Here is a 20434-nt window from a genome sequence, read left to right as displayed (position 1 = left end):
GAAGGCGCGCCATGGAAAAGACCGACAATCCGGACATCGTATTCTATGCCCGGCAGCTGTACAACGGCGGAGTGGACCGGGTGGTCTTCAACTTGGCCGAGGAATTCCTGGCGCGCGGCCTCAAGCCGGTGATCGTGGTGGACATGGACAATCCCTGGTCCCCCTTCCGCGACCTGATCCCCAAGGATGTCCCCTACGTCGTGCTGGATGCGAAGGGCGCGCTGGCGCGGATCGTCAAGCTGCGTACCTATCTGCGCCGCACGCGGCCGCGCGCGGTGATGTGCACCGGTTTCGGCTTTCCCAATATCTGCGCGATCATGGTGCGCTGGATCGCCGGTTTCCGCTTCAACCTGATGCTGACGGAACACTGCTTCCCTTCGGTGGATCTGGACGCGGCCAAGCCCTGGCAATCGCGTTACTGGTTCTTCCGGCTGGCGCACCTGTTCTATCCCTTGGCCGACACGATCGTCGCAGTGTCGAAAGGAACCGCGCAGGATCTGGCAAAGGTGATCCGGATCGATCCGAAATCCATCAACTGCATCTACAATCCCATCGTCAGTGATGGCCTGATCGCATCCGGACAGGCGCCGGTGGACCATCCCTGGTTCCACGATCCCGACGTGCCCATCGTGATCGGCGTCGGCCGGCTGGAGCACCAGAAGGATTTCGGCACCCTGATCACCGCTTTCGCCAAAGTCCGCCGGCAGATGCGCTGCCGCCTGATGATCCTGGGCGACGGCACGGAGCGCGAGATGCTGGCAAGGCTGGTTGAGGATCTTGGCCTGTCGGACGATGTCGCGCTGCCCGGCTTCGCGCCCAACCCCCATGCCTATACCGCCAAGGCCAGCCTTTTCGTGCTCTCTTCCCGGTTCGAGAGCCTGGCCAACGTCGTGATAGAGGCGATGGCACTTGGCACCCCGGTGATCGCGACGGACTGCCCCTCGGGGCCGGCCGAAGCCCTGGACAACGGCAGGTTCGGTCGGCTGGTCAAAGTGGAGGATGCCGACGAACTGGCCACCGCGATGCTGGATACGCTGCGCAAACGCCCGGCCCCGGTGCCGAAATCCTGGCTGGAGCAATTCACCACCCGCGCCTCTGCCAGCCGCTATCTCGAATTGCTGACGCCGGCGGTTTGAAAGGGACTTTCCATGCAGGTGGTGGAGGGCCACAAGCGACTGGCACAACTGACATCGCTGCGCTTCTTCGCAGCACTGCTGGTGCTGCTTTCGCATCTGGTGTTCCTTGAACAGAGCCGCAGCCCCGTGCTGCGCGCCGGCTATGACCTCTTCCTGCGGCAAGGCGCCTGTGGGGTGACGTTTTTCTTCATCCTTTCCGGCTTCATTCTCACCCACGCCTACGAGCGCGCGCTGGCAGCCGGAGACGTACCGGTTGGGGTTTACCTCTACCGGCGGGCAGCGCGGATATTTCCCCTGCACATCGTGGTCGCTCTGGCGGTGCTGGCCTATCTGGTCTGGCGCGGAGACCCGCCGCCGATGCGGACGATCGTGCTCAATCTGGGGCTGCTGCACAGTTGGTCGCCCGATCCGCTGGTCCACTATTCCATGAATGGACCGTCCTGGAGTCTGTCCGACGAACTGTTTTTCTATGCCCTGTTTCCCCTGCTGTTGAAGCTGGACCGAAAGGTCCTGGCCCGTGCCTTCGTGGCGGGCATCGCCGTGATCGCAGCCGGCGCCGCTTTCGCCGCGCAGTGGGTCGGCGGCTATTCACCCTATGTCGACTGGCTGTTCTACGTTTTCCCGGTAACCCGGCTGGTGGAATTCGTGGCGGGCGTCCTGCTTTACCGGGCGTGGCAAAACGGCTTCGGCGGTTCCTGGGCCGGCAGCAAAGCGGAAATCCTGCTCACCCTGCTGGTGCCGGCCGTGATGGTCGCAGTCGAGGTGTTCCGGGTGCCGTTGGTGTTTCGCTATCAACTGGTGTTCGTACCGCCAATGGCCGCGCTGGTGCTGGTCTACGCCCACGGCCAGGGCGCGCTGTCACGCCTGCTGCGCGATCCACGCCTGCAGCTGCTGGGGGAGGCATCCTTCGCGCTCTATCTGATCCATCGGCCAATGGTCATCTTCATGGCGCGCTGGGCCGGGCAAAGCGCCGTTGGCGACGTGGCACTGGCAGCGGCAATGCTGCTGGTTACGCTGGCCGCCGCTATCGCGACCTATCGCGGGTTCGACCGGCCGGTCGACCGATGGCTGCGCGGGCGGGAGCGGATGCTGTTTCCCCGCCGGTTTTCCAGCCTGGAGGTGTGATCCGATCAGGCCGCCGCGGACTGCGCGATCTGGCGCAGGGCCTGTTCGAAATGTTCCGCCGGCTGGCCGCCGGAAATGAGGTAGCGGTCGTTCACGATCACCGCCGGCACGCTGCTGATCCCGCGCGAGCGCCACAGATCCTCGTCGCGGCGAACCTCTTCGGCGAATTCCCCGCCTGACAGCACTTCCGCCGCCCGCGTCCGGTCAAGCCCGGCCCGGCCGACCACGTCGATCAGCACATCGCGGCTGGAAACGTTTTCCCCGCGTGTGAAATAGGCTTCGAAAAGCGCCATCTTCAGCGCGCGCTGGCCGCCGGTTTCAGCCGCCCAATGCAGCAGGCGATGGGCATCGAACGTGTTGTAGATACGCGAACCCGGCGCCATCGTCATGGTGAAGCCTACGTCGGCAGCGCGCTTGCGGATCATCTCACGATTGGCGGCCGACTGTTCGGGCGTGGAGCCGTACTTCTGCGCGATGTGTTCGCCGATATCCTGCCCTTCCGGCCCCATATCGGGATTGAGTTCGAAGGGCTGGAAATGGATTTCCGCCTCCACCACGCCTTCCAGCGATTGCAGCGCCTGTTCAAGACCGCCCAACCCGATCACGCACCACGGGCATACGACGTCCGAAACGAAGTCGATCTTCAGGTGGTGGGGCATGGTGTCATGTTCCTGTCGGGACTGTTCTGGGGGGCGGACGAATCCGGGATGGCCAGCATAAGCTCAGCGGAAGCGATTGGGAAACCGGCACAGTCCTGATCGCGTTGACCTCACGATTTACGTAGTATACTACTTATATTGTATCAAAGGCAGCCCTCCCCCCATCGAGGCCGCCGCACGCAGAGGATGCAGGCATGCAATTTCACCTGAACGGATTCCACACCGGCGACCCGGATGTCCACCCGGCCGCCCCGCAGACCGGCAGCGACGCCGATGTCGATGTGCTGATCGTCGGCTGCGGCCCTGCCGGCCTCACGCTCGCCGCCCAGCTTGCCCGCTTCCCGGCGATCCGCACGCGCATCGTCGAACGCAACGCGGGGCCGCTGGAACTCGGCCAGGCGGACGGCATTGCCTGCCGCACGATGGAAATGTTCAATGCCTTCGGCTTCGCGGACCGCGTTTCGCGTGAGGCATACTGGGTCAACGAGACGACCTTCTGGAAGCCGGACGATGCCGAAGCCGGCAAGATCGCCCGCCACGGCCGCATCCGCGATACCGAGGAAGGGCTTTCCGAATTCCCGCACGTGATCCTCAATCAGGCCCGCGTGCATGACTTCTACCTCGAATCCATGCGCAATTCGCCCAGTCGGCTGGTGCCGGACTATGGCATGGAAATCGTCGACCTGACGGTTCCCGAAGACCCGCAGGAACCCGTCACGGTTCGCCTTCGCCCAGTCGGCGCGGAAAGCGACGCTGCAACCGAAACGGTGCGCGCGCGCTATGTCGTCGGCTGCGACGGCGCGCGTAGCCAGGTCCGCAAGGCCATTGGCCGCGAACTGAGCGGCGAATCCGCCAATCAGGCCTGGGGCGTCATGGATGTGCTGGCCTACAGCGATTTCCCGGACATTCGCCTGAAGAGCGCGATCCACTCCGCGAACGAGGGCAATATCCTCATCATCCCGCGTGAGGGCGGTTATCTGGTCCGGCTCTACATAGAGCTGGACAAGCTAGGCAAGGATGAGCGGGTTTCCGCGAAGAACATCTCCGTCGAGCAGCTTGTCGCCGCTGCGGGCCGCATTCTGCAGCCCTACGTCCTCGATGTGAAACAGGTTGCCTGGTGGTCGGTCTACGAAATCGGCCAGCGTCTGTGCGACAAGTTCGACGATGTGCCCTTCAGCGACGAAGCAGACCGCCTGCCCCGCGTGTTCATCGCCGGTGACGCCTGCCACACGCACAGCCCCAAGGCCGGCCAGGGCATGAACGTATCGATGCAGGATACCTTCAACCTCGGCTGGAAGCTGGCGGCCGTGCTACAGGGACAGGCAGAGCCCGCGCTGCTCCACAGCTATTCGGCGGAGCGTCAGGCCATCGCCAAGGAACTGATCGATTTCGACCGCGAATTCGCCGCGATGTTCAGCGCCAAGCCGAAGACGGCGGAAGACGAGGACGGCGTCGATCCCGCCGCCTTCCAACGCTATTTCGTAAAACAGGGCCGTTTCACTGCCGGCACGGCGACCCAGTATCGCCCCTCTGCCCTCACCGGCGGGGCGGAGCATCAGGGGCTTGCCCGGGGTTTCACGGTGGGCATGCGTTTCCACTCCGCCCCGGTGGTGCGCCTTGCCGATGCCAAGCCGATGCATCTGGGCCATGTGGCAGAGGCGGATGGCCGCTGGCGCATCTACCTCTTCGCGGGCAAGGACGGGCTTGCCGCCGGATCGCAGATCGAAACGCTCTGCCGCTTCCTTGAAGGCGATGCCGCCTCCCCCGTCGCGCGCCATAGCGCCGCCGGAGCGGATATCGATTCCGCGATCGATGTGCGCGCGGTGTTCCAGCAATCGCACCAGTCGCTTTCGATGGACGAACTTCCCGGCCTGCTCTGGCCGCGCAAGGGCGCTTTCGGCCTGCGCGATTACGAAAAGGCGTTCTGCGCCGATGCACAGGCAGGCGACATCTTCGACATGCGCGGCATCGATCGCGATCGGGGTTGCATGGTCGTCGTCCGTCCGGATCAGTACATCGGGCAGGTCCTGCCGCTCGGCGCCCATGCCGAACTGGCGGCCTACTTCGCCGGAATCCTGATGCCGCAGTCCTGATCATGCCTTTCGGCGGGACCGTACGCACGCCGATGTGTGCGAACGGTCCCGCGGGCTTGAGGCGATCGCAGATTTGCAGTTAGGTGCGGATATGAGCCACCGTGACCTCGAAACCTTGCCCGGCCACCTGATCCGCCGTCTCCAGCAGATCGCGGTGGCCCTGTTCACTGCCAGCATGGCCGAAGCCGACATCGATCTGACGGCGGTGCAGTTCGCCGCCATGCTGACCCTGCGCGATCATCCGGGGCTGGATCAGCAGACGCTGGCCGGCCTGATCGCCTATGACCGCGTGACCCTGGGCGGGGTGATCGACCGGCTGGTCCAGAAGAACCTCGTCGCCCGCGAAACCAGCCCGAGCGACCGACGCGCCCGGATCCTGACGCTGACGGGCGAAGGGCGGGCCGTGCTGGACCGGGCGATCCCCTTCGTGGATCAGGTGCAGGACGATATCCTGGCCGGGCTCACCGATGCCGAGCAGGAGACTTTCGTCGGCCTGTTGTCCAAGTTGACGCGCGCCGGCAACGAACTCAGCCGCGCACCCTTGCGCGGGCGCTAACTCGCTGAAGAACGCAACCGCTGGCATTTACGGGTAGAGCCCGATACCCTGCAGCCATGTTCGATCCCGAGCGGCTTGCACTCTATTACCTGCTGCTGGAATGGGCCATCCGGCTGGTGATGGTCGCAGTGCTGCCGATGCGCCGGTCTCCGGAAGCGGCGCGCAGCTGGCTGCTGCTGGTGTTGTTCCTGCCAGTACCGGCAGTCCTCCTTTACCACTTCATCGGCAGAGCGCAGTTTCCGGGCTGGCGCCAGCAGCGCTTCGCCAGCGACCGGCCTTATCGGGAACAGACCGCGCTGGCACTGGCCGCCCACGCCGCAGAGCCCACGGAAATGGCGCAACTGGCCGAGACGCTGGGCGGTTTCCCGGCCTGCACCGGCAATGCGATCCGCCTGCTTGCCGACTATGAAGGCTCCATCATGGAAATGGTCCGCGCCATCGATGCGGCGCAGATCAGCGTGCGGCTGCAGACCTATATCTTCGCGGACGATCGCACCGGGCAAACGATGACGCAGGCACTGCGCCGCGCCCGGGAGCGGGGCGTTGCGGTGCACGTGCTGATCGATGCGCTGGGGTCGCGCGCCTGGGCCAGGCGGAGCATGAAGATGCTGCACGATGCCGGCGTATCCGCGCGGCTGGTTCTGCCAGTGCACTTCGCCGCCCTGCACCATGCGCGATCCGATTTGCGCAACCATCGCAAGCTCTGCCTGATCGATGGCCGCATCGCCTTCGTCGGATCGCAGAACATCGTCGACCGGGACTTCAAGCCGCGCATCGTCAACGACGAACTCGTGGCCCATGTCGAAGGTCCGGTGGTTGCCGCATTCGATGCGATGTTCGCCAGCGACTGGTATCTGGAAACCGCCGAAAGGCTGGTATCCCTGCCGATCCCGGCGCCGGTGGGAGAGGCGCTTGCCCAGGCGATGCCCAGCGGACCGGACTTCGGCACCGCCGGCTACGAACGCCTTCTGGTGGAACTGGTCCATCGCGCGCGCCGGGACATTACCATTGTCTCACCCTACCTCATTCCCGATCAGGCCCTGCTGACAGCCGTCAAGAACGCGGTAGCGCGTTCCGTAAGGGTGGACCTGATCGTGTCGCAAGTGGTGGATCAGCGGCTGGTGGGCTACGCGCAGCGATCCTATTATCAGGAGCTGCTGGAATCCGGGGCGCGGATCCACGGGTTTCGCCTGCACCTACTGCACGCGAAGGCCGTGGCCATAGATGGAACTTTCGGCGTGGTCGGCTCCAGCAATGCCGACATGCGATCCTTCGCGCTCAATGCGGAAATCAGCTTGGTGCTGTACGGCACCGAACCGGTCGCCCTGCTGGATGAGGTGATGCGCGGCTATATCGCCAGAAGCGACGAACTGGATTTGGCGGAATGGCGCAATCGCCCCCGCACCGCCCGTTTCGCCGAAAACCTTGCGCGGCTGGTCAGCCCGCTGCTCTGATCTGCACTGCGCGACCTCCGACCCTCTGGCCTTCATCGTCGCAGAGATTGCCCCGCGCCCGTCCCGCGTGCTAGCCGGGCCCATGCTGACGATCAGGCAGATCGAGATTTTCCGCGCGGTGATGATCACCAAGACGGTAAGCGGTGCCGCGCGGATGCTGGGCACCTCGCAGCCCGGCCTCAGCCGTATGTTGGGGCATATGGAGGATCGCCTGCGCTTCCGCCTGTTCGACCGGACGCGCGGCCGGCTGGTGCCCACGCAGGAGGCCCGCGCGCTGTTCGAGGAGATCGAACACGTCTACAAGGGCTTTGCCGATCTGGAGCACGTCGTCCAGCGGCTGGCCAAGGGCAGCGACCGGACCTTCCGCGTCGGCGCCTCACCCTCGCTGGGGCATTCGGTGGTGCCGCAGATGCTCTCTCGCCTCACCGCCAATTATCCCGGCCTCACCATCCAGTTCGACATTCTCTCGGTGGAGCAGGCGGACGATTACCTTGCGCTTCAACGCGGCGACTATGCGCTGACGGTGTTTCCCATCGACCATCCCAATGTCCTGTCCAGCCGCATCGGCAGCGGCCGCATGGTCTGCGCCGTGCCCGCCGATCATCCCCTGGCGGAGCGCGGGCAGATTGCCGTCGCCGACATTCGGGGCGAGCGCATTCAGTCGTTCCGGGCGGACACGCCGCACGGCCGGATCATCGCCGACATGTACGCGGACGCCGGTGAGGAACTGGAAGTAGCCACTTACGTCCGTTTCGCGGAGACCGCCGTGGCGTTCGTGGCCAATGGCATGGGGCTGGCCCTGGTGGACAGCTTCACGGCAATGCAGGCCCATGCCGATACCGTGCGCTTTCTGGAATTCGATGCGCCCGGCGTGCTTCCCGTCTACATCAGCCGCAATGTGGAGGCCGCACGGCCGATCATCGGCGAAACGTTCGAGGAGATCGCCCGCAACGTGATTTCGGCAAGCCGGTCCCGACGATCCGCAGCCTGACGCGGCACCCTACAGCGGCCAGCACGCGATGATCAGCGGCGGCCCCACGATCAGCACGAGCAGCGACAAGGGCGCACCCAGCCGGGCATAGTCGGTGAAGCGATAGCCGCCCGGCCCCATCACCAGCGTGTTGCACTGATGGCCGATGGGCGTCAGAAAATCGCAGCCCGCGCCGATCGCGGTGGCCATCAGGAAGGCATCGGGGTGGTAGCCCAGATCGTGCGCGAAGACGGCCGCGATCGGCGCCATGACCAGCACCGTCGCCGCATTGTTGAGGAACGGCGTCACCGCCATGGAGATCAGCAGCACCAGCGCCACCGCGCCCCATGGCGGCAGGTGGGTGGCCAGATGGGCAAGGTTCACCGCCAGAACGTCCGAAGCGCCGGTGGTCTGCAGCGTTTCGCTGACGGGGATCAACGCGCCCAGCATGATCAGGATCGGCCATTCCACCGCTTCGTAGGCATCTTCGGCAGGCAGCGCGCCGGTGATCAGAACCAGTCCGGCCCCGGCGAAGAAGGCCAGCGCCACCGGCACCAGCCCCGTCGCAGTTGCCACCATCGCGGCCGCCAGAATGCCCAGCGCAAGCCATCCCTTGCGCTCCCGCCCCAGCCGGATCGGCCGTTCGGCCAACGGCAACACGCCAAGCTGGCGCAACTGGCCCGGCATGGCGTCCAGCACGCCCTGAAGCACGATGATGTCGCCTGCCTGCAGCGCCACGCCGGCGGGCTTGTTGTGCAGCCGTTCACCCTCCCGCGCGACGGCGATCAGGCGCAGGCCCATGCGCTCCTTCAGCATCAACCGGCCCGCCGTCGAGCCGACCAGCGCCGATCCGGCGGTCACCACCGCCTCGATCACGCCGACATCGTCGTGGGCGGGCTCGCTGTCGTCCGGTTCGTGCAAGGCCAGCCCGGTTCCGGCGATTGCGCGCTCCAGCGCGTCGGGATCGCCCGCCAGGATCAGCACGTCTCCTTCGGCAATTTCCGTGTCGGGCTGCACTTCGGCGCGCAGACCGTGGCGCAGCACGGCCATAACCTCGATGGCGCCGTCCTGCCCCTCCACGAAGGCGGATACGGTATCGCCGATCACCGTCGCCTCGGCCGTGACGGTCGCCTCGGTGGTATAGGCGGAAATATTCAGCGCCTCTCCCATCGTGGTCCGTGCCTGCCGTTCGGGCAGCAGTCGGCGGCCCAGATACAGGAACGCCAGCCCCACGATCAGCAGCCCCAGGCCGGTGGGCAAGTAATCGAACATCCGGAAAGGATGCCCGGTCATATCCTCCCGCACGCGGCTGACGATAATATTGGGCGATGTCCCCACCATCGTCGTCAAGCCGCCAAGCAGCGAGGCAAAGGCCATGGGCATGAAGAAGCGGGAAGGATTGGTTTCGCTTCGGCGGGCCAGTTGCGATGCGGCCGGCATCAGCATCGCCAGCGCGCCGATGTTCTTGATCAGGCCGGAGGCGATGCCCACGATCGTGGTCAACGCGAAAAGCTGCCCGCCCGGGCGGCGCAGGCGGTGCCCCATCCTGTCTACCGCCCGCTCCACCAGGCCGGAGCGCTGTACGGCCGCCGAAAGCACCAGCGCCGAGGCGACGATGATGACGATATCGTCCGAAAAGCCGGAGAATGCCTTGTCCGGCGGCACCAACCCGATGGCGACGCCGGCAAGCAGGGCGATGACGGCAGTGACATCGAAGCGAAAGCGCCCCCAGATGAAAAGCCCCATCATCGCGCAGAGGAGTGCCACCGAAAGCCACTGCTGCAGATTCATCTCACCCCACGAAGCCATTGCGCATCGCAAATGGAAATGCGCCGCGCGCCGAATTGTTCATACCGCGCCACAAGTTTGGCGAAGAAGCCCAGCGGGATGCGAAAAAATCGGCCTCGCGGACTATTATCCCTCCCCGCGAGGCCAGTCTGGGTCGTCTTGACAACCGCCGCGGACCCAACGGGCCAAGGCAGTGTCAAGGAACTCAGTCAGCATTGTGGTGAGGGAACTTGCCCACCGAGCCCCGTCAATCAACGCGCGATGTGGCGAATGGTTCCGAACTTCCTGATGCAAGCACCTAGATCCATGCGATTTTAGCTTACTCAAAGCCGCTTTTCAGCGCCCCGTTGCGATATCGGCAGGCGCCGGCTAACTAGGCGGGGTCGGAAAAGGCAGACTTGGTCTGGTCAGCCCAAGTCCTTTCGGTAACGAAAGCTCTGGTCTTTGGCTTCGCGCACGAGACCCCCACGGCGAACACCGGGCGCAAGCGATTGCGCTCCATCGTTCGCTCGCGGTGGTTCCTGCATGGAGAACGCTCCGGTCGAACATCGACGCAGGAGCAGCATGTGACCCCGATTTACCACGACGTGATTATTGCCGGCGCCGGCCCGGTCGGCCTGTTTCTCGCCGCCGAGCTTCGCTTGCGCGGATGCTCCGTGCTGGTGCTGGAGCGCGGTGCGAAAGCCGCTTCGCCCATGAAGAACTTGCCATTCGGTCTGCGCGGCCTCTCGGTCCCGACCATCGACGCTTTCGACCGGCGCGGCATGTTGGAGGCGCTCAGGGACCGTGCCGTCGGGCGGGACGAGCCCGCCGCCGCGCACTGGCTGGGTCAGCCGCGACGGCCCGCCGGGCATTTCGCAGGCATCCAGTTTTACCGGGACCAAATCGACCCGGCGCACTGGCCCTACCGCCTGTCCGCGCCGGTCGACACCATGGCCGCCGACATGGCGGGCGTGGAAGCCGTGCTGACGGCAAGAGCCATCGCCCTGGGCGTGGAAATTCGGCGGGATTGCAGCGTCGAGGGTTTCGACCAGGACGGAGACGGCCTCGTCGTCCAAGCCGGGGCGTCGCACTTCCGGGCAAGTTGGCTTGTCGGTTGCGACGGCGCGCGCAGTAGCGTGCGCAAGGCGGCGGGGATCGCGTTCGCCGGCACCGATCCCGAATTCACCGGCTATTCGATACAGGCGGACCTGGCGAATGCGGACCGGCTAAACCCCGGCCGACATTATACCGCCACGGGTATGTACACCTATGCGCATCCAGGCATCATCGGCATGGTCGATTTCGATGGCGGCGCCAGTCATCGCAAGGGCCCGATCGGCCGCGAGCATATCGAAGCCATGCTGCGCAGGATTTCCGGCGTCGACGTTTCCGTGGAGTCGCTGGCCATGGCCGCCACCTGGACCGATCGCGCCTTCCAGGCAGACACCTATCGCAAGGGCCACGTCCTGCTGGCGGGCGATGCCGCGCATATCCATTCGCCGCTGGGCGGACAGGGGCTGAACCTGGGACTTGGTGATGCCATGAACCTGGGCTGGAAGCTGGCCGCGACGATCCGGGGCGATGCGCCGCCGGGCCTGCTAGACAGCTATGAGCGCGAACGCCACCCGGTGGCCGCACGTGTGCTGGACTGGTCGCGCGCGCAAGTTGCGCTGATGCGCCCGGCACCGGCGTCGCGTGCGTTGGAGGGGATCATCCGCGATCTGATCGACACGCCGGATGGGGCCACCTATTTCGCCGATCGCGTCTGCGGCGCAGGGCTGCGCTACGACCTGGGCGGCGATCATGCGCTGGTGGGCCTTGGCGCGCCCGATTTTCGATTGGACGACGGCGGGCGACTTAACGAACATCTGCGCGATGGGCGCGGCCTGCTGCTGGATTTCGGCCATGACGAGGCGCTTCGGGCGCTTGTCGCCCCGTTCTCTGGGAAAATCTGCTATCTTGCCGCCGATGCCGAGGATCGCCTGGGCCTCACCGCAGTGCTGGTACGGCCGGACGGCGTCGTAGCCTGGGCCTGCGACGGGCCGGCCGAGGAAGCGGATGCCCGTCATGCGGTGGAGCGGTGGTTCGGGCACGGCGATCTGGAAACACCGCGCCGGTAATGCCAGAAGATGCCGAACGCCTCTGGCGCACACACATAACATAAGGTTATGAGAGACCCAGTCATGCTCACTGGCAATGCCCTAACCCTTCCCACACCCTTCCAATGCCCGTGATCCGCAGAATGGCGGCGGGCAGCGAGTCCGGCGCAGCCAAGCGCCGCCGAACATGGGAAGAGGCAAGACCATGGCCACATATTCCGCAGCCGGATCGGTTTCCGTGCGCCCTTTCGTGACCGTAAGCGGGAAATCCGCCGTTGCACCGGCCGATGGCTGGAGCGCGCGGCAAATCCTTGTCGTCGCGATCTGCTTCGTTCTGAACATGCTGGACGGCATGGATGTGCTGATCCTGTCCTACATTGCCCCGGCGCTCTCGGCGGACTGGAAGATCAGCCCGGAAAGCCTGGGCGTGGTGTTCAGTTCCAGCCTTGCCGGCATGGCGGCCGGCGGGTTGCTGATCGCCCCTCTGGCGGACCGTTTCGGACGACGCCGGCTGATCATCGCCGCGATCCTGATGATGACGGCGGCCATGTTCGGATCGGCCTTCGCGCATGACATCGCCGAACTGGTTGTCTCGCGCTTCGTGGTGGGCATCGGTATCGGCACCGTGCTGGCGACGATGGCTGCGTTGACTGCGGAATACGCCCCGGCCAAGCACCGCACTTTTGCGGTCGGCTTCCTTCAGGCCGGCTATCCTGTGGGCGCGACGATCACCGGCTTCGTCGTGGCCCGGCAGATCGAAGCGCATGGCTGGCAGGGAATGCTGCTGGGCGCCGCAATCCTTTGCGCGGTCGCTCTCCCTCTGGTCTGGGCCCTGCTGCCCGAATCCATCGATTTCCTGATTGCCCGCCAACCGGCGAATGCACTCCAACGCGCGAACCGCCTGCTCGTCTCGATCGGCCGCGCGCCGCTGGACGCCCTGCCCGAGCGCCGCGTTGCCGAACGGGGCGAGGTCGGCCTGCGCGGCGTCTTGGGCGAAGGCCGCCGCAGCGGCACGATGCTGCTGTGGATGGCCACGATTTTCGGTTTCATGACGCTCTACTTCGTGATCAGCTGGATCCCCAAGCTGGCCGTAGAGGCCGGCCTGCCCGCCACGCAGGCGATCTATGCCGGCGCGGTGTACAATATCGGGGCGTTCGTGGGCATCACGTCCATCGGCCTGATCGCGACGCATATCGACCTGCGCCGACTGATCCTTCTCTACATGGTACTGGCTGCGGCAGCGCTTGTCATTTTCGGCGGGATCGCGATGCCTGTCGTCGTCACCCTGCTGGTCGCCTTCCTGATCGGCGCCTTCATCCAGGGCGGCTTCAACGGCTGTTACCCGCTGGCCACCAGCTTCTACCCGCCCGCCGTGCGCAGCACCGGTTTGGGCTGGGCGATGGGCGTGGGCCGCATCGGCGCCGTGATCGGCCCGATGCTGGGCGGCCTGCTGCTGGCATGGCATGTGCCGCTGCCGATCATTTTCGCGATCTTCGCGGTGCCGGCCGTGATTGCAGGTCTCTGCGTCTCTTTCATCCGCCTGCCCGCCGATCGGTGATCCAATCGAGAAGAGGCGCTCTAACCGAGCGCCTCTTTCGGTCCGCGAAAGCGGTTCTGCGCGGCCAGCCTGATCCCCGCATTCGGCGCGCCATAGCCGGCATAATCCCCGCCCCGTTCGACAAATTCGAAGAAGAACAGCTTGTCGAACGCGCGGCTGTAAAGCTGGCGATAAGGGTTTCCGGCGAGATCCTCGTCATAGAGCACGCCGGCCTGTTCCATGCCTTCGCACGCTGCCTGATCGAAGCCGAAGCGAGCGGCGAGATCGTCATAGTAGTTCGCCGGAATGTCCAGCAGTGCAGCCCCTCGCGCACGCATTTCGGCAGAGGCGGCCATGATGCTCTCGCACGTCAGCGCCACATGCTGGAACCCGCCGCCTAGCCCTTGTGCAAGGAAGCGCGAAGACAGCGTCTCACGCGCGTCCGACGCGTTGAGCGTCAGGCGGAAACCGCCGCCCGGCGACTGCAGCGCCTGACTGTGGACGAGACCCGACGGATCGATCACATCGTTCGCATCGCGCCCTTCAAGGCCGAACAGCGCACGCCAATAGAGCTGCCAGGACAGGAACTCGTCATTGTGGACCACGGCGGCAAGGTGATCGATGCTGCACACACCGGCATCGTGAACCTCGCCACCTTCCAGCGCCGGATCGGCCGGCAGCGCGGCGAATTCACGCGCCCACAAAGCTTCCGCGCCGTCATCTTCCACCAGATAGACCAAGCTTCCGCCCACGCCGCGCAGCGCCGGCATCGCCATGCGACCCGGCCGTCCTTCGGGGCTGTAGGCACGAATGCCGAGCGCGGCGGCGCGGTCCATCACCGCTTGCACGTCTCTCACCCGCACGCCGATCGCACAGATAGAGGTGCCGTGAACGATGCGGTAAGACCGGGCGAACCCCTTCGCCTCGGCATTGATAACAAGGTTCACCTGCCCCTGCCGCCAGCGCGTCACCTTCTTGGTGCGATGGCGCCCCACTTCGGCAAAGCCCAGCGTGGCAAACGTCTCGCCCAGACGCGCCACATCGTCCCCGCTCGCGGTGAATTCCACGAATTCGGCGCCCAGCGGGGCCTGCGGCGCGGGCATCACCGTTTCCGCGCCCAACAGGCGCTGGGCAGCGTCGCGCACATATTCCAGCGATCGATATCCGTCCTGCGCCACCAGACGCGATGCGGTTGAGCGGAACCGGTCGTTGAAGATCTCCAGCGAAAGCGGACCGTCATAGCCAGTGCGCAGGATTTCGGCGACATAGCCGGGAAGATCCAGCCCGCCCTGCCCCGGCAGGTTGCGGAAGTGGCGGCTCCAGTAAAGCAGGTCCATGTCCAGCAGCGGCGCGTCGGCCAACTGGACGTAGACGATCTTGTCGCCGGCAATCTCACGGATGCTCTCGCTCGGAATGCGGCGCGACAGTGAATGGAAGCTGTCGAGGATGATGCCGATGGCCGGGTGGTCCACCTCCTTGACGATCGACCAGACATCGCGGTGATCGTTGACGTGGCGACCCCACGCCAACGCCTCGTAGCCGACCAGAATGCCGCGCTTCGCCGCACGTTCGCCCAGTTCGCGAAAATCGTCGACGATGCGCTGGCGGTCGCCCAGCGAATGAGGCGAACAGTTGGAGCAGACGAGGATACGGTCGGTGCCGAGTTCCCCCATCAAGTCGAACTTGCGCTCTGCCCGTTCCATGGCGCGGCGGCGCATGTCGCCGGGCATACCTTCGAAATCGCGGAACGGTTGGTAGAGCGAGCAGGCGATGCCCAGATCGGTCATCAGCGCACGCACCTCTGCAGGGCGCAGGGCCGATCCGATCAGGTCGTTCTCGAAAATTTCGACGCTGTCGAACCCGGCATCCGCCGCGGCTTTCAGCTTTTCCTCCAGCGTGCCGCGCAGGGATACAGTGGCAATGGCGTTCGACATGACGGCCTCCTTGGATGTTCCGTCCCGATATCGGTTGCGTGGTCAGGGGATTGAAGCGGTCCTGTTGCACTATGCCATACCGTCTTGTTATGGTTTTCGCGCGATGCCGCCTGTGTTGGCATCGGTAGCGCCGCCGGAGTCCGCATCATCCGGCCGCAACTGCGATGCGGCGATGGCCATTACTGCCTGCTGCAACCTGTCGAAATCACCCTTTCGCGCTCGGCGGTGTCGCCGGAAGGCGATATAGAAACCGATCGTCGGTTCCGGATCGATCAGATCCCACCCGCAGAAGCGCCCCTCCGTAATTCCCTGCGCACAATAACTGCGCGGCAGGATCGCATAGCCCGCCCCTTTCGCCACAAGGTCCTGCGTCAACCGTGCCGCATCGACATGCATATGGACGTTCGGCACAAGGCCCTGCGCGGCGGCGGCGTCCTCTATCGCACCGCCGATACCCAGATGATGCGACGGCACGATCAATGGCAACCGCGCCGCATCTTCGAACCGGACAGGACCTGTCAACGCGGCATCGAGCGGACCGATCAACCGCAGCGGTTCCTGATGCAGCAGGCACTCCTCGATCCTGCCGTCGCGCGCCGCGTCTTCCAGCAGGGCCAGATCGATTACCCCGCGATTGAGCCAGTCGACCAGGCTGCCCGTAGGGCCCTCCACCATGCGCACGGCAATATCGGGCACGCGCTGTTCCAGTCCCAGCGCCAGCGGCAAGCCAAGCAGGTCCGCCAGCCCCGGCGGCAGCCCGATCACCACGGTGGGGCGCGTGCCCTGACCCGGCCGCCGGATCCCGTCCAGTGCCAGTTCCAGCTCGCGCAGCGGCGCGGCTACGGCGGCGCGTAGCTGTTCGCCATCCTCGGTCAGGGTCATTCCGCGAGAGGTCCGGATGAAGAGCTTGACCCCCAGATCCTCCTCCAGCAGCCGCATCTGGCGCGTCAACGCCGATTGGGCGATCCGGAGCATTCCCGATGATCGGGTGAGCGACCCGTCCTCGGCAATCCGCAGGAAGTAGCGCAGACGTCTGATCTCCATGCCCTGCCTCCTATCTCATCTTGAGATGGCAGTCTGCCGCATATTGAAGTGGCAGCATGGCCCCGTGCTTCGATATCCTCCCGGCGAACGGAAACGATCCGGCACAGAAATGGGAGTGGACATGACGATCACGCGGGAACGCTACGGGCCCTGGGCCCTTGTCGCGGGGGCATCGGAAGGAACCGGCGCGGCCTTCGCCCGTCAACTTGCGGCGGCGGGCTTCGACCTGATCCTGATCGCCCGGCGCGAAGCACCGCTGCGCGATCTGGCCGACGAACTTGCACGCGATCACGGGGTTTCCTGCGTGACCGGCTCCATCGATCTGGCGCAGGACGACGCCGCCGATAGCATGATCGATCTGACTGGCGGGCGCGAAGTGGGCTTGCTGATCCTCAATGCCGGCGCCGATCCCTACGGCGCGCCGTTCCTGGACGGGGCACTGGCGGACTGGGAGACGCTGGTTGCGCGCAACGTCATGACCACGATGCGCGCCTGCCATCGCTTCGCCGCTCCCATGCGTGAGCGCGGACGCGGCGGCATCATGCTGGTGGGATCGGGCGCGTGCTACGGCGGACTGCCGGGCATCGCCGCCTATGCCGGCAGCAAGGCTTTCAATCTGGTCTTCGGGGAAGCGCTCTGGGCCGAGCTGAAACCGCACGGGGTGGATGTGTTGAACCTGATCATGGGCCGCACCGACACACCGGCGCATCGTGAGTTGATGGAGCGGATGAGCCGACCCTTCCCCGCCGACTGCGCCTCTGCAGAGGATGTCGCCGCGCAGGGCCTTGCCCGGCTGGCGGACGGACCGATCTGCAACTGGGGCCTTGCCGACGACGAGGGCGGCTATGCCGGTCTCTCGGCTGCCGCGCGCCGCGCACGCATTCTCCAGATCGCTGCCGCCATGGCCGGACAGGCGGCGTGAGCATGGATAGCGAAGCGATCTTGCGCGACCTGGCGGACAAGGACGCAATCCGCGATCTGATCCACCGCTATTGTCGTGCAGTAGACAGGATCGATGTCCCGCTGGGTCACTCGATCTGGCACGAGGATGGCCATGCCGATTATGGCGAGGACTTCTATAAGGGCCCCGGCAAGGGCGTGATAGACCGGATCTGCGCCGACCATGCACGCCTGCTCAGCCATTCGCATCAGGTGGCCAATGTGCTGGTGACCGTCGACGGGGACCGGGCTGGCAGCGAGGCCTATGTCCACGGCACGATGCGGGCACGGCGCGGTGAGGATGTGCTGCATATCGCCGTCTGGGGGCGTTATTGCGACAAGTGGGAACGGCGCGAAGGGCGCTGGGGCCTCGTCCATCGCACGGTCGTGTTCGATCACGAGGAAATGCGAGTGGTCACGCCGATGGAGCATCGCAACAAGGGCCTGCGGGATCGGAACGACCCGTCCTACGCCGCGCTGATGCTGGAGGGCGATCGATGAGAGCCGCCATTATCGAGAACGGCGCGGTGCATGTGGGATCCGTGGACGAGCCGGTACCGGGCAAGGGCCAGGCATTGGTGCGCACGCATAGCTGCGGCATGTGCGCGTCCGAAGCGCATTTCCTGCACGCCGGGCAGAACGTGATCGACCTCTCCCGCCGCTTCGGCGGGCCTTATGCGGCGCTCGATTTCGCGCGGCCGTTCGTGCCCGGGCACGAATTCGTGGGCGAAGTTCTGGACTATGGCCCGGGCAGCGCACGCACGGTCAAGACCGGGCGGCGCGTCACGTCCGTGCCGATCATGCGCACGGGCGGCGGCCATTCGGTGATCGGCTTCAGCCACGAATGCCCCGGCGGCTTCGGCGAACTGATGCTGCTGGACGAAGCCATGCTGATCGAAGTGAGTGACGGTCTGGACGACGATCGCGCCGCGATGATCGAGCCGCTGGCGGTGGGCCTGGAACATGCGCGGCGCGGCCGGCCGGAAGCGGGCGACGTGCCGCTGGTACTGGGCTGCGGCGCCATCGGCCTTGGCGTGATCGCCGGGCTGAAGCTTGCCGGGATCGGCCCCATCGTCGCTGCCGATTTCCACCCCGGCCGGCGGGAAATCGCGCTGGCCATGGGCGCGGACGTGGCCGTCGATCCGCGCGAAACCAGCCCTTATGGCCCGCTTCCCGGCCTCGGCGGGCGCCGCGTCAATCTGGTCTACGAGAATGTCGGCCAGAAAGGCATGCTCTCGCGCATCATCGCCGATGCGCCGTTCGACGGGCGCATCGTCATGGGCGGATACTGCATGGAGGAAGAGGCGTTGTTCGTCTTCGCCGCGCAGAACAAGCGGCTGAACGTGCAGTTCGCCGGCGGGGAGGAACCGCAGGACATGGACCTTGCCATGCGGGCCATCGCCGATGGCAGGATCGACGTATCGCTCTGGCTGGGCAATCGCATCGGCGTTGACGGCGTGGCGTACGCTATCGCCGCGATGTCGGGGCCCAACGCGCCGGTCCGCACGGTGGTCGATCCGCGTCTGCGCTGAAACTGCTCTAACGCGGTCTCAGTCTTCGGCCGCCTCCGGCACCCGGATCCGAGCAACAAACCCGCCCTGCGGTCTTGCCTCGAAAGCAAGCTCGCCGCCGAAACGCATCATCAGCCGGTGCGCGGTCGGAATGCCCAGCCCAAAGCCAGGCACATCCCGGCTGCGCGCCTCGTCCATTCGGAAGAACGGTGTCAGCACATCGGCGAAATGATGTGGCGGGATGCCGGGGCCGGGATCGTCCACCTCGATGGTCCAGCCTTCGGCGGCGCGTTCAAGCCCGACTTGCGCCGCGCCGCCGAACCGCACGGCATTGTCCACCAGCGCGCCCAGTGCCAGTTGCACCGGCTCCACGTACGTCGTGGCGATCGCATGATCCGGTCCGGAGACCTGCACGCGGTCCCCATGCTGCGCCGCGACGGCATCCGCCAGCGCTCGCAAGTCCACTTCGGAGGGGTCGCTGGCAACGTGCTGCGCACGCAGGTAGCCCTGAAGCGACCCGATCAGGCCTTCCATCTCGCCGATGCTGGCACCCATGATCTCTGCCAGTTCCCGATCCTCCACAAGATCGGCGGCCACGCGCTGGCGCGCCAGCGGCGTGCGCAAATCGTGGCTGATCGCCTCGAAAGAGCGGGCCTGATCTTCGACCAAACGGGCGATACGTTCCTGCATCACATTCATGGCGTGGGCCAGATCGCGCAAGTCTGCGGATCCCTGCTCGTCGATTTCAACGCGCTGGCCATGCCCGATGGCATCCGCCGCACGGGCCAGCCGCCGCAGCGGCCGCGTCAGGAAGCTCAGCGCCGCCAGCCCAACAGCCAGACACGCCAGCGCGGTCAGCAGGGTCAGTACCATCGCCCGCGTCGCCACCGGCCACATCGAGCCAATGTCGCTCGACCGGAAATTCAGCCATGACCCGTTCGCAAGGCGCATGGAGCCGACGAGGTCGCGGCGCCCGTCCGGCCCGCCCGAATAGGCCAGGTGAAGTTCGCGGCCTGCCAGCCCCGGCTCCCAGCGCACCACCTCGTTCGCGATCGAGCCCAGCGGCCGGGCCGTGGTAGCATGGGTTACACGCGGACGCGCGGCCACTTCCGCCTCAAGATGCCGGGTGGACATAACCTCCACCACCTGCCGCGGATCGTTGGCATGGATCCGCTCGCTCACCACCAGCAGTTCGGCAATGCGCCGGGCATGATCCTCGCGCAGGGTCTGGCGATCGATCGACTGATAGAACAGCAGGCTGCCGGCCAGTTGAACCAGGCCGATCAACAGGATCAGGATCGCGGCCTGCGCCGGCAGGCGCCAGGGGCGGAAACGGGGCACAGGCACCTCTCTCGACCGATACCGCAGTTTCTTGTGCATCTCACGGCAGCGGCATCTTCTGCAAGGCCCTCTCATTGCCGGGCGGATGCGTCAATCTGGCAGGGCGCCCCGGCAATGTTTTGACACAGGCCGAGTCGCCACGGCGATAGGTCCGCCGCCGGGCGGCACCCCGCGATATCCAAAAAATTGCACAAAACCGGATATATACGATCCACCCGCAATCACATCCCGCGCCTGCCCATCATCACTGCGATCAGTCGCATGCT

General features: G+C 65.4%; 16 protein-coding genes. 11 read left to right on the top strand and 5 right to left on the bottom strand.

The window, feature by feature from the left end; translation table 11 throughout:
- The first annotated feature begins 11 nt into the window (after positions 1-11).
- On the top strand, positions 12-1136 hold the full coding sequence (locus ACZ1JV_RS05785; RefSeq protein WP_465148734.1) for a glycosyltransferase: 1125 nt from the start codon (positions 12-14) through the stop codon (positions 1134-1136).
- Between the two features lie 12 nt (positions 1137-1148).
- Entirely contained in the window at positions 1149-2261 is a 1113-nt protein-coding gene (locus ACZ1JV_RS05780) for an acyltransferase family protein (protein ID WP_465148733.1), read from the top strand.
- A gap of 5 nt (positions 2262-2266) precedes the next feature.
- On the opposite strand, the gene ACZ1JV_RS05775 is transcribed toward ACZ1JV_RS05780, so the two are convergent.
- Positions 2267-2920 carry a DsbA family oxidoreductase gene (locus tag ACZ1JV_RS05775; protein ID WP_465148732.1) on the bottom strand — a complete coding sequence of 218 codons (654 nt, stop codon included), beginning with the start codon at positions 2918-2920 and terminating at the stop codon, positions 2267-2269.
- 194 nt (positions 2921-3114) lie between these two features.
- Between ACZ1JV_RS05775 and ACZ1JV_RS05770 the strand changes: the two genes are divergently transcribed.
- The 4 genes from ACZ1JV_RS05770 (at position 3115) to ACZ1JV_RS05755 (ending at position 8014) form a co-directional block, all read left to right on the top strand.
- On the top strand, positions 3115-5013 hold the full coding sequence (locus ACZ1JV_RS05770) for an FAD-binding monooxygenase (protein WP_465148731.1): 1899 nt from the start codon (positions 3115-3117) through the stop codon (positions 5011-5013).
- Between the two features lie 91 nt (positions 5014-5104).
- Complete coding sequence (locus ACZ1JV_RS05765) at positions 5105-5569, top strand: MarR family winged helix-turn-helix transcriptional regulator (RefSeq protein ID WP_465139797.1); 465 nt, start codon at positions 5105-5107, stop codon at positions 5567-5569.
- Between the two features lie 56 nt (positions 5570-5625).
- Complete coding sequence (gene cls / locus ACZ1JV_RS05760) at positions 5626-7023, top strand: cardiolipin synthase (protein WP_465148730.1); 1398 nt, start codon at positions 5626-5628, stop codon at positions 7021-7023.
- Between the two features lie 82 nt (positions 7024-7105).
- Entirely contained in the window at positions 7106-8014 is a 909-nt protein-coding gene (locus ACZ1JV_RS05755; protein ID WP_465139799.1) for a LysR family transcriptional regulator, read from the top strand.
- A 9-nt stretch (positions 8015-8023) separates the two neighbouring features.
- Here the strand turns inward: ACZ1JV_RS05755 and ACZ1JV_RS05750 are convergent, their stop codons facing one another.
- Positions 8024-9784: an SLC13 family permease gene (locus ACZ1JV_RS05750; RefSeq protein WP_465148729.1), complete on the bottom strand. Its 1761-nt coding sequence runs from the start codon at positions 9782-9784 to the stop codon at positions 8024-8026.
- 563 nt (positions 9785-10347) lie between these two features.
- Here ACZ1JV_RS05750 and ACZ1JV_RS05745 point away from each other — a divergent pair.
- Complete coding sequence (locus ACZ1JV_RS05745; protein ID WP_465148728.1) at positions 10348-11883, top strand: FAD-dependent monooxygenase; 1536 nt, start codon at positions 10348-10350, stop codon at positions 11881-11883.
- Positions 11884-12067: 184 nt separating this feature from the next.
- Positions 12068-13420, top strand: coding sequence for an MFS transporter (locus ACZ1JV_RS05740; RefSeq protein WP_465148727.1), 1353 nt, complete (start codon positions 12068-12070; stop codon positions 13418-13420).
- 20 nt (positions 13421-13440) lie between these two features.
- Here the strand turns inward: ACZ1JV_RS05740 and ACZ1JV_RS05735 are convergent, their stop codons facing one another.
- Both ACZ1JV_RS05735 and ACZ1JV_RS05730 read right to left on the bottom strand, forming a co-directional pair.
- Positions 13441-15333: a bifunctional sugar phosphate isomerase/epimerase/4-hydroxyphenylpyruvate dioxygenase family protein gene (locus ACZ1JV_RS05735; protein ID WP_465148726.1), complete on the bottom strand. Its 1893-nt coding sequence runs from the start codon at positions 15331-15333 to the stop codon at positions 13441-13443.
- Between the two features lie 87 nt (positions 15334-15420).
- Positions 15421-16377 (bottom strand): LysR family transcriptional regulator, encoded by a 957-nt coding sequence (locus ACZ1JV_RS05730; RefSeq protein ID WP_465148725.1) that lies wholly within the window; start codon positions 16375-16377, stop codon positions 15421-15423.
- Between the two features lie 121 nt (positions 16378-16498).
- On the opposite strand from ACZ1JV_RS05730, the gene ACZ1JV_RS05725 reads away from it, so the two are divergent.
- From ACZ1JV_RS05725 to ACZ1JV_RS05715, 3 genes are read left to right on the top strand one after another with little or no spacing between them, the layout of a single operon-like run.
- On the top strand, positions 16499-17299 hold the full coding sequence (locus ACZ1JV_RS05725; RefSeq protein WP_465148724.1) for an SDR family NAD(P)-dependent oxidoreductase: 801 nt from the start codon (positions 16499-16501) through the stop codon (positions 17297-17299).
- A gap of 2 nt (positions 17300-17301) precedes the next feature.
- Complete coding sequence (locus tag ACZ1JV_RS05720; protein WP_465149785.1) at positions 17302-17817, top strand: nuclear transport factor 2 family protein; 516 nt, start codon at positions 17302-17304, stop codon at positions 17815-17817.
- Positions 17814-18848: a zinc-binding dehydrogenase gene (locus tag ACZ1JV_RS05715; protein ID WP_465148723.1), complete on the top strand. Its 1035-nt coding sequence runs from the start codon at positions 17814-17816 to the stop codon at positions 18846-18848. Before ACZ1JV_RS05720 ends, ACZ1JV_RS05715 begins: the two co-directional genes overlap by 4 nt.
- Before the next feature lie 18 nt (positions 18849-18866).
- Here ACZ1JV_RS05715 and ACZ1JV_RS05710 read toward each other — a convergent pair whose 3' ends face one another.
- A complete protein-coding gene (locus ACZ1JV_RS05710) occupies positions 18867-20168 on the bottom strand; it encodes an ATP-binding protein (RefSeq protein WP_465148722.1) in 1302 nt (433 codons plus the stop codon).
- Between the last annotated feature and the right edge of the window lie 266 nt (positions 20169-20434).

The organism is Novosphingobium sp. BL-S-19 (genome assembly GCF_055521675.1).
Note: the sequence above shows the minus strand (reverse complement) of the source record. Positions and strands in the feature narration are given on the sequence as shown.